This window comes from Streptomyces sp. SID14436, assembly GCF_010548465.1.
GTDB lineage: Bacteria > Actinomycetota > Actinomycetes > Streptomycetales > Streptomycetaceae > Streptomyces.
In genome coordinates this window covers 1-12,209 of the sequence record NZ_JAAGMD010000875.1, presented here as the reverse complement: position 1 = coordinate 12,209, position 12,209 = coordinate 1, and the positions used below count along the sequence as shown (strand labels likewise).

Genomic DNA, 12,209 nt, shown 5'->3' with positions numbered 1-12,209 from the left:
AAGCACGGCGGCGCGCGGAGCGGTTCCCGCGGGTGCGGGGGGCCGGATCCGGCGGACCGTCTCCCCGGCCGCCCAGGGGGCGTGCCCAGGGGGCGTGCCCGGGGGGGGCGTGCCCGGGGGGGGCGTGCACGGGGGGGGCGTGCACGGACCACGGCCGCATCCGGCCGTGTTGCCCGGCCGGACCGACACCGACCGGCCCCGGGAGCTGGACGCCCTGTCCACCGACCCGGAGGCCACCCGCAGGGCCGCCGAGTCCCACACCCCCTGCGCCGCTACCGCGCCCCGGAGGAGTCCGGCCGCACGGCGGCGTTCCTGTTGCCGTCCGCGGCGTCCTGCCTGCCGGGCGTGACGCTGCCGGTGGACGGCGGAGTACGGCACGGGTTCTGACCCGCGGGGTGGCAGACCGGCGGGAGCTTCCCACGAGGTCACTGCTCCCCCGGGTCCCCCCGGAGCACTGCGAACACCGCGCCGTACGGGTCCTCCAGGCGGGCCAGGCGGCCGACTCCGGGGACCGAGGTGGCCGGCAGGCGTACGCGGCCGCCCAGGGTGACGGCCCGGCCGACCACCGCGTCCGGGTCGTCGGCGCCGAAGTAGGGCAGCCAGTGGGGGCCGGCACCGGACTCCGCGTCCGTGGGGTCGTCGGCCAGCGGGACCAGACCGCCGAAGGTGCCGTCCTCGCCCGTGCCGGCCGGGCTGACGGACGTGTACACCCCGCCCGGGAAGGCCGTGCCCGACGTCTCCCAGCGGAGCACCCGGCGGAAGAAGGCGGCGGCGCGGGCGACGTCCGGGGTGTGCAGTTCGGCCCAGAGCAGCGAGCCCGCGTCCCCGGCCCGGTCGAGACCGGCGCGCCGCTCGGGCTGCCAGACGCCGAAGGGCACCCCGGCCGTGTCGGTGAGGACCGCGGACCGCCCCTGGCTCATCACCTGCTCGGGCGGGGAGGCGACACCGCCGCCGGCCGTCCGGGCCGCCTCGGCCGTGGCGTCCGCGTCGGACGTCTGGAAGTAGACCGTCCACGCGGGCGGCCCCTGCTCGGGACCCACCCGTGTCACGCCCGCGACGATCTGCCCGGCCAGCTCGAAGAAGCCGTAGCCGCCGCCCTGGGGGCCGGCGGAGCGGAACTCCCAGCCGAACAGCGGCCCGTAGAAGGACGCGGCGCCCTCGGTGTCGGGGGTGGCGACCTCGATCCAGTCGGGGGCGCCGTCGACGAAGCGGGTGGTGAGCATGCGGTCTCCTCGGAGCGTTCTCGTCACCGACTCCGCCGAGTCTTCCACCGCCCACTGACACCCGCCGCCGCGACGCGGCGGGCCGCACCGCGGGCCCGCGACCGGCCGCACGGCCACGGGATCAGGCCGACGCCCGCCGGACCAGGGTCGTCGGGAGGATCACGCTGGAGGGGGAACCGCCGACGCCCTCCTGCGCGGCCGGGCCGCGGTCCAGGCCGCGCAGGAGCAGCCGGGCCATCAGCCGGCCCATCTCCTCGATGTCCTGGCGGACCGTGGTGAGCGGCGGGTCGGTCTGTTCGGCGACCGGGAGCATGTCGTCGAAGCCGACCACGGCCACGTCGTCCGGCACCCGGCGCCCGTGCTCGCGCAGCGCGCGCAGGGCGCCCGCGGCGGTGAGGTCGTTGGCCGCGAACACGGCGTCCAGGTCGGGGCGGCGGCCGAGCAGTTCCCGCATCGCGCGTTCGCCGCCGACCGCCGTGAAGTCACCCTCCGCGACGAGGAGCGGGTCGGCGTCGGCCATGACGTCCCGGTAGCCGGCCAGCCGGTCCGCCGCCGAGGTCTGGTCCAGGGCGCCGGTGATGTGCGCGACGCGCTCGCGGCCGAGGCCGAGCAGATGGCGCACGGCGTCCCGGGCCCCGCCGCGGTTGTCGCTGTCGACGTACACCACGTCCTCTCCGCGCCCGCCGGTCCAGCCGGGCCGGCCGCCGAACACGGTGGGGACGCCCGCGCGCTGGATGAGTTCCGGCAGCGGGTCGGCCAGGTGCAGGGAGAACACCAGCGCGCCGTCGACGTGTCCGCCGGCCAGGTAGCGGCCGACCCGGGCGTGGTCGTGCCGGCCCTCGGTCAGCAGCAGGACGAGCTGGTTGTCGTGCGCCGTCAGCTCCTTGCTGATGCCGCGCAGCTGCCGGGCGAAGAAGGGGTCGGCGAAGACCCGGGCCTCGGGCTCGGCGACGATGACGGCGATGGCGTCGTGGCGTTTGGTGACCAGGCTGCGGGCGGCCTGGTTGGGCACGTAGCCGAGTTCGTCCACCGCCTGCCGGACGCGTTCGGCCAGCGGTTCCCTGACTCCGTCGCCGCCGTTGACCACCCGGGACACGGTGGCCCGCGAGACCCCGGCCCGCGCGGCCACGGCCTCCAGCGTGGGGCGCGGCACAGTCTCCGTCACGTCTGGGGCTCCTCACCTGCGGCTGCGGGACAGGATAGCCCCGGTGCGCGGGCGGACGAGAGCGCTCCCGTACGGCGGACGGCGAGGTGGGCGGGCGGGGCGCGCGTCAGTGGTGGTGTCCCTCCCGTTCCACGGGTGCGGGCTGCCCGGCCCGCGCGGGGTCGGCGGACCGCTCGCCGGCGCCCGGTTTGGTGCCCGTGCCGTGGTGGTGGTCGTCCGGGTCGTAGCCCGGGATGGTGCCGTCCGGCTTCTTCACCAGGAACAGGCCGACCATGCCCATGTCGGAGTGGCTCTGGACGTGGCAGTGGTACATCCAGGCCCCCGCCCCGACGCCCTCCCCGGCGATGATCTGGAAGCCGAAGGAGTCGGCCGGTCCGCAGATCTTGTTGTCGATGACCCGGCTGGGGTCGTCCGGGCCGGTGAGGATGCCGGTGCGGTTGTCGGCCCAGCGGTGCCCGTGCATGTGGAACGTGTGGTAGAACTCGCCGTGCGTGATCATGACGATCTCCACCCGGTCGCCCACGGTGGCCTCGAAGTCGGGGCCGGTGTGCGCGGGCCGGTTGTTGATGGTCATGTCGTTGAACACGATGGTGTGCGTCCGGTCCGGCAGGACGTCGCCCTTGCGGCGGACGATCACCGCGCCGTACAGCCCGTTGCGGATGCCGCCGGTGCCGTGCTCGGTGCCGACGACGTGGTCGTGGTAGTGCCAGTAGCCGGCGCTGCCGGAGCGCCAGGTGCCGTCGGAGCGCCGCCCGGGCCGGTGGGTGCGCCAGGTGTAGGTGCGGGTGCCGCCGGGAGGGACGTCGCTCTTGTTCTGCTTGGTGCCGTCGCTGGAGATCTCGTAGTCCAGGCCGTGGACGTGCAGGCTGACGGGGACGTCCATGGTGTTCTCGAACTCGATGTGCAGGGTGTCGCCCTCGTTGAGTTCGATCAGCGGGCCGGGCACGGACGCCTTGCCCTTCTCCAGGCCGTAGCCCATCTGCCCGCCCGCCAGGCGTTCGGCGTACAGCTTCATGCGCCGCACCTCGCCCCCGGCGGGCGCGGTCCGCACCGGCCCGGCCGCACTCACGGCCTCGGGGGCCAGCGACAACGATGTCGCGACGGCCGCCCCGCCCAGCAGTACTCGTCGGTTGAAGCCGCGTCTGTCCATGCCGAACTCCCCTGGATGCGGGCGTGCCTGGGCCCGGTGGCTGTCATGAACCTGTGAAACCGTAGCGACCGCCCCGCCGTTTATCCACACTCAGGACAAAGTTCGTTTCATTGCGGCCATAGGTATTGGCGAGTGACGCAAAGAGGTCTAGCTTCCTTGACGCCGTTGCTGCGACCGAGGAGGGGTGGGTGACCACATGCGGTTCCCCTCGCACCAACAACCCGACGCCTTAAGCGGGTTGAAGACCAGACGCCCGGGAACGACACGGGCCGCCAGGACGGGACGACGGGCCTGGGCGGCCACCGTCACCGCGGGAGTCGTGGCCGCCGGGCTGATGTCGGCCCCGGCGGCGAGCGCCCGCCCGGACACGGATCCACCGCTGACAACGATGTCCATCACGTCGCCGCCCGGCGGCGCCGACGTCCGGGTGCTGCTGTTCTACGGCTCCGCCGCGGGCGGCGAGGAGTCCCCGGTCGTGAACGCCGGGATCGCCGCGATCGAGCGGATCGGGCAGACCGGTCCCGCCGAGCAGCGCTTCGACGTCACGGCCACGGACAACGCGGCCGTCTTCACCAACGACAAGCGGCTGAGCCGCTTCAACGCAGTCGTGTTCCTGACCGGGGGCGGCGACGTCCTCGACCCGGACCAGGAAGCGGGCCTGGAGGCGTACATGGAGGCCGGCGGCGGTTTCGTCGGCATCCACGACGCGGCCCGCGCCGAACCGTACTCGGACTGGTTCACCGGCCTGATCGGGGCCCGCCCCGCCGCGTCCCCGGACACGGTGCAGCGGGCGACCGTCGAGGTGGGCGACCGCCGGCACCCGGCGACGAAGAGCCTGCCGCTGCAGTGGAAGCGGCCGGACAAGTGGCTGAACTGGGCGAAGAACCCCTCGGGCGACGTGCACACCGTCGCCCGGGTGCGGGAGTCCACGTACCGGCCCGGCGCGGGCGCCAACGGCGCGGACCACCCGGTCAGCTGGTGCCGCGACTACGACGGCGGCCGGTCCTTCTACACCGGCATGGGCGGCACCGTGTCGTCCTACGACGAGACCGACTTCCGCGACCACCTGCGCGGCGCCCTGCTGTGGACCACCCGGCTGGTGCAGGCCGACTGCAAGGCCACGATCAACGGGAACTACGAGGCGGAGCGGCTCACCCGGCCCAACCAGCCGGGGAAGAACGACCAGATCGGTGAACCCCACGGCCTGGTCACCGCCCCCGACGGCCGCGTCCTGTACATCGGCCGCGGCGGCGCCGACTCCTCCCAGCCGGTCGTCACCGACTGGAACGACCCGGACGTCGGCAAGGGCAGGGGCGAGATCCACGTCTACGACCCGAGGACCGGGGAGGTCACCCTCGCCGGGGCGCTCGACGTGTTCGGCAACAAGGGCGGCGGCGACGAGCTGCGCAAGAACGAGGAGGGCCTGCTCGGCATCGAGCTCGACCCGGGCTTCGAGCGGAACGGGTGGGTGTACCTGCACTACACGCCCCACTCGGAGATCGACCGCGACACCCGCACGGCCGAGCGGCGCGTCTCCCGGTTCACGCTGGACCGGACGACCGACAAGCTGGTCCCGGGCAGCGAGAAGGTGCTGCTGAAGTGGCCGGTGCAGATCCACAGCTGCTGCCACGCGGGCGGCGGCATGGCCTGGGACTCCGACGGCAACCTGTACATCGCCACCGGGGACAACAACTCCAGCGGATTCAGCGACGGTTACTCGGGCAACAACCCGCAGCCCCACTACAAGGGCGTCTCCTTCGCGGACGCGCGCCGCACCGCCGGCAACACCAACAACCTCAACGGCAAGATCCTGCGCATCCACCCGGAGCCGGACGGCACGTACACGCTGCCCGAGGGCAATCTGTTCACCGGTGAGGAGACCGCCGAGGGCGGCGGCAAGACCCGCGGCGAGATCTACGTGATGGGCGTGCGCAACCCGGCGCGCATCTCCGTCGACCCGGCGACCGACATCCTCTACGCCGGCTGGGTCGGCCCGGACGCCGGACAGCCGTCGACGACCTGGGGACCCGCCAAGTACGACACCTTCGCCGCCATCACCAAGGCGGGCAACCACGGCTGGCCGTACTGCATGGGCAACAAGCAGCCCTACCGGGACCGCAACCTGCCCGACCCGTCCGAGCCGCTGGGCTGGTACGACTGCGACCACCCGAAGAACGAGTCGCCGAACAACGACGGGCTGGTCAACCTGCCGCCGGTGACGTCCAACACCATCTGGTACTCCCCGCAGGGCGGCGCGCCGGACTTCCCGCGCGACGCGAACGGCGTCCCGTCGTACAAGGCGGACGAGGCCACCTACGGCCTGCCGTGGCTGAAGGGCGGGGGCCAGGCGGCGATGAACGGGCCGGTGTACCGCTTCGACGACCGCAGCGACAGCGGCGTCAAGTGGCCGGCGTACTGGGACGGCAAGTGGTTCGTCGGCGACTTCTACGACGCCGACCAGCCGCGCCACGCGGTCCTCCTGGACCCGAAGACGGTCGGGAGCGGCGGGCTTCCGGTGCACGCGGAGTCGCTGAAGAAGATCGTGCCGGTCGGCAACGACGGCATCAAGAACCTGATGGACTGGAAGTTCGGTCCGGACGGCGCGCTGTACGTCCTCGACTACGGCCGCGGCTTCTTCACCTCCGACGCCAAGTCGGCGCTGTGGCGGGTCACCTACACCGGTGGCGGGCCGACCCCGGCCGCCGGCGATCTCGCGAGGAGGACCGGATGACACCGGTGACACGGCCAGGACGCCTCTGGGCCGCGCTGCTGGCCGCCCTGATGATCACGTTCGGCCTGCAGACCGCCTCCGTGGCGGGCGACCGCGGCGACACCGCGGAGCGGGCGGCGGAGCAGGTGCTCACCTGGACGGCGGGCGACGACATCGACACGTACCTGTCCGCGCCGACGACGGCGGTGGCGGGCAGGGCGACGATCGTCTTCGAGAACAGCGAGGCCACCGGCAACACCACCGGCATGCCGCACACCCTGACGTTCGTCACGTCGGACCCGGAGTTCAACAGCGACGTCCAGCTGAACATCCTGGCGAACCCGGGTGACGCCCAGGGCGGCCGGCACACCGCCGAGGTCACCCTGACCCCGGGCCGCTACTTCTACCACTGCACGATCCCCGGCCACGGCGAGATGCAGGGCATCCTGGTGGTGACCGAGGGCGGCGGCGAGGACACCACGGCGCCCGAGGCGACGGCCGAGGTCACCGGCACGCGGAACGCCGAGGGGCAGTACGTGGGTTCGGCGAGCGTCGTGCTGGCGGCCACGGACGAGGGGTCGGGCGTCGAACGCGTCGAGTACGCGGTCGGCGACGACGACACCTGGCACCCGTACACGGCGCCGGTCGTGATCGACCAGGTCGGCGACCACACGCTGCGCTACCGGGCCCTGGACAAGGCGGGCAACGTCTCCGAGGTCAGGAGCGTCGGCTTCACGGTCGTCGCCCCGCCGACGGACGACACCACGCCGCCCGAGACGTCCGCGACCGTGGACGGCGAACGCAACGACGACGGCACCTATGTCGACATGGCGACCGTGACGGTGACCGCCTCGGACACCGGTTCCGGCGTCAACACCGTCGAGTACGCGATCGGCGACGGCGCCTGGCAGGCGTACACCGGGCCGGTCATGGTGCACCGGGTCGGCACCCACACCGTCCGCTACCGCGCCACCGACCGGGCGGGCAACGTATCCGCCGTCAGGAGCGTGGAGTTCACGGTCGTCGCCGCTCCCCCGCAGGACACCGCACCGCCGGTGACCGGGGTGAACGTCGAGGGCACCCGGAACTCCGACGGCGCCTACGTCGGCACCGCCCGGGTCACCGTCACCGCCACCGACGAGGGCGGTTCCGGCGTCGCCGGGATCGAGTACTCGCTCGACGGCGGACCGTACCTCGCCTACTCCGCGCCGGTGCTGGTGGACCGGGCGGGCCGGCACACCGTGGCGTACCGGGCGACCGACCGGGTGGGCAACACCTCCGAGGCGCTCACCGTGGCCTTCACGGTGGTGGCCGGCGGCGGCGTGCCGGCGCCCGACTGCCCGGAGTACGACGAGCGGCGGACGGTGTTCGTCGGCACGGTGGACTCCGGCGTGACCAACCGGGTCACGGACAGCCGGTGCCGGATCGGTGAGCTGATCGAGGACGAGAAGGAGTGGACCTCGCAGGCGCTGTTCCTCAAGCACGTGCGGACCGTGCTGGACCGTCTGAAGAAGGAGGGGGTCGTCGACCAGCGGGAGTACCGGGCCGTGAACCGGGCCGCCCGTGAGTCCGGGATCGGGACCCCCGGCCAGACCGACGGCTACCGCCCGATCCTCGACGGCACCGAGGCGTCCTTCGGCAAGTGGCAGCACGTGGGCGGCGGTTCGTTCGCGCTCAACGAGGACGGGTCCATCACCTCGGGCACCACGCGGGGCGGGCTCGGCATGCTGTGGTTCCCCGAGCGGAAGTACGGCGACTTCTCGCTGAAGCTCCAGTGGCGTGACGACGCGCCGGGCACGGCGAACGCCAACTCCGGTGTGTTCGTGCGCTTCCCGCAGATCCACGACCACCCCGAGGAGCCGCGCCCGGAGTGGGCCGCCATCAAGTTCGGGCACGAGATCCAGGTGTTCGACTCCCCCACCGGCGACATGTACAAGACGGGCTCGGTCTACGGCTTCGACCGGGTGGGCCTGGCCGGTGCGGGCGTGACTCAGAAGGGCACCTGGAACGACTACGAGATCCGGGTGGAGGGCCAGCACTACTCGGTCTTCCGCAACGGTGTGCTGATCAACGAGTTCGACAACACCGGCGGTCAGGACTTCGTCCCGGCGCGCTCGGACGACCCGGGCACGGACGGGCGCCGGTTCGCCTCCGGCTACATCGGGCTCCAGGTGCACGGCACCACCGACGTGGTCTCCTACCGCGACGTCCGGATCAAGGACCTGTCCTGATCCGGCGGTCCGGCCGGGCCGGGCGTCAGGAGGCCGTGGGTTTCGGCTTCCTGGCCCGGCTCGGCTGGACCCGGCTCGGCTCCCCGGGCATCTTCGGGTACTCGGGCGGGTAGGGCAGGTCGCCCAGTCCGTGGTCGTGCTCGTCCCGGCGGGCGAGTTCGAGCAGCGGTTCCAGCGAGAACGCGTGATCGTCCATGTCCGCGTGCACGTCGCCGAGTTCGGCGAAGCGCGCGGGCATGGTCACGAGGTCGAAGTCCTGCGGGTGCGCCGGGCCGACCTCCTCCCAGCGCAGCGGCGCCGAGACGGGGGCGTGCGGGCGGGGCCGTACGGAGTAGGCGGAGGCGATGGTGCGGTCGCGGGCCGTCTGGTTGTAGTCGACGAAGATGCGCTCGCCGCGCTCCTCCTTCCACCACTTGATGGTGACCTGCTCCGGCATCCGGCGTTCCATCTCCCGGCCGACGGCGATGGCGGCGCGGCGGACCTGGGTGAAGGTCCAGCGCGGTTCGATGGGCACGAAGACGTGCAGGCCCCGGCCGCCGGAGGTCTTGGGCCAGCCGCGCAGACCGTACTCGTCGAGCACGGCGCGCAGTTCGTGGGCGGCGCGGACGGCGTCGTCGTAGTCGGTGCCGGGCTGCGGGTCGAGGTCGAGGCGCAGTTCGTCGGGGTGGTCGACGTCGTCCCGGCGCACCGGCCAGGGGTGGAAGGTGAGCGTGCCGTACTGGGCCGCCCACACCACGGCGCCCTCCTCGGTGGGGCACATCTCGTCGGCGCTGCGTCCGCTGGGGAAGGTGATGTGCGCGGTGGGGATCCAGTCGGGCATGCCCTTGGGGGCGCGCTTCTGGTAGAACCACTCGCCGGTGATGCCGTCGGGGTAGCGCTGGAGGGTGGTGGGCCGCTCGCGCAGGGCGCGCAGCAGGCCGGGGGCGACCGCCTGGTAGTAGCGGGCCACGTCCAGCTTGGTGTAGCCGCGCTCCGGGAAGAAGATCTTGTCCGGGCTGGAGATCCGCACGGTCCGGCCGGCCACGTCCAGTTCCACCGCTTGAGCCATGCGAGCCACGCTAGAGGCAGCGGGCACACCTCGCACACCGGGCGGCGACGGGCGAATGCCCGCAGAATCGGAACCATGGATCTTCCCGTGATGCCGCCCGTGAAGCCGATGCTCGCCAAGTCCGTGGCGAAGATCCCGCCGGGCATGCAGTACGAGGCGAAGTGGGACGGCTTCCGGGCGATCGTCTTCCGCGACGGGGACGAGGTGGAGCTGGGCAGCCGCACCGGCAAGCCGCTGACCAGGTATTTTCCCGAGGTCGTGGCGGCACTGCGGGAGCGGGTGCCCGAGCGGTGCGTGCTGGACGGGGAGATCGTGGTCGCGCGCAATGAGCGGCTGGACTTCGACGCGCTGACCGAGCGGATCCACCCGGCGGACTCGCGGGTGCGGACGCTGGCCGAGCGCACCCCGGCCTCGTTCGTCGCCTTCGACGTGCTGGCGCTGGGCGACGACTCGCTGATGGACGTCCCGCAGAGCGACCGCCGGGCCCTGCTGACCCGGGCCCTGGAGGGGGTCACGCCCCCGGTGCACGTGGCGCCGGCGACGACGGACATCGAGGTGGCCCGGGGGTGGTTCGAGCAGTACGAGGGGGCGGGTCTGGACGGGGTGATCGCCAAGCCGCTGGACCTGCGCTACCGGCCGGACGAGCGGGCCATGTTCAAGATCAAGCACGAGCGCACGGCGGACGTGGTGGTGGCGGGCTACCGCCTGCACAAGAGCGGGCCGGTGGTGGGGTCGCTGCTGCTCGGGCTGTACGACGACCAGGGGGTCCTGCAGCACGTGGGGGTGTCGGCGGCGTTCACGATGAAGCGCCGGGCGGAGCTGGTCGAGGAGCTGGCGCCGCTGCGGATGGACGACGTGTCGGGGCATCCGTGGGCGGCCTGGGCACAGGAGTCGGCGCACGAGACGGCCCGGCTGCCGGGGGCGCCGAGCCGCTGGTCGGGCAAGAAGGACCTGTCCTGGGTGCCGCTGCGGCCGGAGCTGGTGGCCGAGGTGGCCTACGACCACATGGAGAACGGCCAGCGGTTCCGGCACACGGCCCGGTTCCGCCGCTGGCGCCCGGACCGCACCCCTCGCAGCTGCACCTACGCGCAGCTGGAGGAGCCGGTGCGGTACGACCTCGGGGAGATCCTGGGCGGCCCGTGACGCCCGGCCGCCCGCGCGCCTCCGGGAGCGGGCGCCGGACGATCGAGCCGGGTCAGGGCCGCATGACCACCTTGACGGCGCCGTCCTGCTTGCGCTGGAACATGTCGTAGGCGTGCGGCGCGTCGGACAGCGGCACGTGGTGGGTGGCGAAGTCGTCGACGCCGAGCGGGTCCTCGTCGGTGAGGTAGGGGATGATGTCGTCGGTCCAGCGGCGGACGTTGGCCTGGCCCATGCGCAGCTGGATCTGCTTGTCGAACAGGGTGAGCAGCGGGATCGGGTCGGCCATGCCGCCGTAGACGCCGGACAGGGAGATGGTGCCGCCGCGGCGCACCATGTCGATGGCGGTGTAGAGGGCGGCGAGCCGGTCGACGCTGAAGCGTTCCGCCATCGGGCCGCTCAGCTTGCGGGGCAGCAGCGCGGAGGCGTTCTGCACCATGCGGGCGGCGGCGCTGCCGTGCGCCTCGGTGCCGACGGCGTCGATCACCGCGTCGGGGCCGCGGCCGTCGGTCCGGTCGCGGACGGCGGCGACGAGTTCCTTCTCGTCGTCGAAGGAGCGCAGGTCGAAGGTCTCCACGCCCCGCTCGCGCGCCCGGCGCAGCCGTTCCGGCACGAGGTCCACCCCGAAGACCCGCCCGGCGCCCTGGAGCATGGCGACCCGGCAGGCCATGTCACCGATCGGGCCGAGGCCGAGCACGGCGACGCTGCCGCCCTTGGGCACACCCGCGTAGGCGACGGCCTGCCAGGCGGTGGGCAGCACGTCGGAGAGGTAGAGGAAGCGGTCGTCGTCGGGGCCCTCGGGCACCTTGATCGGGCCGTACTGGGCCTGCGGGACCCGCAGGTACTCGGCCTGGGCGCCGGGCACGGCGCCGTACAGCCGGGTGTAGCCGAACAGCGCGGCGCCCATGCCCTCGGAGCCGACCTGGGTGGTCTCGCACTGGGTGGGCAGGCCGGTCAGGCACATCCAGCAGTTGCCGCAGGCGATCTGGAAGGGGACCACCACCCTGTCCCCCACCTGGAGGTCCGGCACGGCCGCGCCGACCTCCTCGACGATGCCCATCGGTTCGTGGCCGAGGATGTCGCCCGGCGTCATGAACGGGGTCAGCACTTCGTAGAGGTGCAGGTCGGAGCCGCACAGTCCCGACGAGGTGACGCGGATGACCGCGTCCGTCGGCTCCTCGATCCGGGGATCGGGCACGTTCTCCACCCGTACGTCCCGCTTTCCCTGCCAGGTGACTGCCCTCATGTCCGCCCGCTCCCTCCGTCGATTCCGGTGTGCGTCGATTCCGGTGTGTCACGCATGCGGTGGCCGCCGGGTACCCGAGAGGGCCCGTACCGAATCGCCCGGCGCTGCGCCGATCGGCGGAAACGGCGCGACGGACCACGTCTGATCGGGTATGACACCCGACGATCAGAAAAGCGCACAATTAAGACATCGACGGATTCGGGCGGGCAGGGTGGCGACAGTGAGCACGAGACGGAGTCCGCGCACACGGCGCGGGACGGCGGCCAGGGCGCTGGTGGCGGCCCTGGCGGCGGCCG

General features: G+C 72.7%; 8 protein-coding genes and 1 pseudogene. 4 read left to right on the top strand and 5 right to left on the bottom strand.

Going from position 1 to position 12,209, the window contains the following annotated elements; translation table 11 throughout:
• Positions 1 to 169: 169 nt before the first annotated feature.
• Positions 170 to 387: pseudogene (locus G3I53_RS34280) on the top strand (SDR family oxidoreductase); the annotation flags it as partial.
• A 38-nt stretch (positions 388 to 425) separates the two neighbouring features.
• Here the strand turns inward: G3I53_RS34280 and G3I53_RS32210 are convergent.
• The 3 genes from G3I53_RS32210 to G3I53_RS32200 form a co-directional block, all read right to left on the bottom strand.
• Complete coding sequence (locus G3I53_RS32210; RefSeq protein ID WP_164334769.1) at positions 426 to 1,223, bottom strand: VOC family protein; 798 nt, start codon at positions 1,221 to 1,223, stop codon at positions 426 to 428.
• 121 nt (positions 1,224 to 1,344) lie between these two features.
• On the bottom strand, positions 1,345 to 2,388 hold the full coding sequence (locus tag G3I53_RS32205; protein ID WP_164439030.1) for a LacI family DNA-binding transcriptional regulator: 1,044 nt from the start codon (positions 2,386 to 2,388) through the stop codon (positions 1,345 to 1,347).
• A gap of 106 nt (positions 2,389 to 2,494) precedes the next feature.
• Complete coding sequence (locus G3I53_RS32200; protein ID WP_164333976.1) at positions 2,495 to 3,538, bottom strand: multicopper oxidase domain-containing protein; 1,044 nt, start codon at positions 3,536 to 3,538, stop codon at positions 2,495 to 2,497.
• Between the two features lie 334 nt (positions 3,539 to 3,872).
• Here G3I53_RS32200 and G3I53_RS32195 point away from each other — a divergent pair, with 334 nt between their 5' ends.
• Both G3I53_RS32195 and G3I53_RS32190 read left to right on the top strand, forming a co-directional pair.
• Positions 3,873 to 6,269 (top strand): ThuA domain-containing protein, encoded by a 2,397-nt coding sequence (locus G3I53_RS32195; RefSeq protein ID WP_239064217.1) that lies wholly within the window; start codon positions 3,873 to 3,875, stop codon positions 6,267 to 6,269.
• The gene (locus G3I53_RS32190) at positions 6,266 to 8,479 is read left to right on the top strand and encodes a family 16 glycoside hydrolase (RefSeq protein ID WP_164333978.1); all 2,214 of its coding nucleotides are present in this window, start codon (positions 6,266 to 6,268) and stop codon (positions 8,477 to 8,479) included. Before G3I53_RS32195 ends, G3I53_RS32190 begins: the two co-directional genes overlap by 4 nt.
• A gap of 25 nt (positions 8,480 to 8,504) precedes the next feature.
• On the opposite strand, the gene ligD is transcribed toward G3I53_RS32190, so the two are convergent.
• A complete protein-coding gene (ligD, locus tag G3I53_RS32185; RefSeq protein WP_164333979.1) occupies positions 8,505 to 9,527 on the bottom strand; it encodes a non-homologous end-joining DNA ligase in 1,023 nt (340 codons plus the stop codon).
• A 75-nt stretch (positions 9,528 to 9,602) separates the two neighbouring features.
• Between ligD and G3I53_RS32180 the strand changes: the two genes are divergently transcribed.
• On the top strand, positions 9,603 to 10,670 hold the full coding sequence (locus G3I53_RS32180) for an ATP-dependent DNA ligase (RefSeq protein WP_164333980.1): 1,068 nt from the start codon (positions 9,603 to 9,605) through the stop codon (positions 10,668 to 10,670).
• 52 nt (positions 10,671 to 10,722) lie between these two features.
• Here G3I53_RS32180 and G3I53_RS32175 read toward each other — a convergent pair whose 3' ends face one another.
• Positions 10,723 to 11,913, bottom strand: coding sequence for a zinc-dependent alcohol dehydrogenase (locus G3I53_RS32175; RefSeq protein ID WP_164333981.1), 1,191 nt, complete (start codon positions 11,911 to 11,913; stop codon positions 10,723 to 10,725).
• Positions 11,914 to 12,209: the final 296 nt, after the last annotated feature.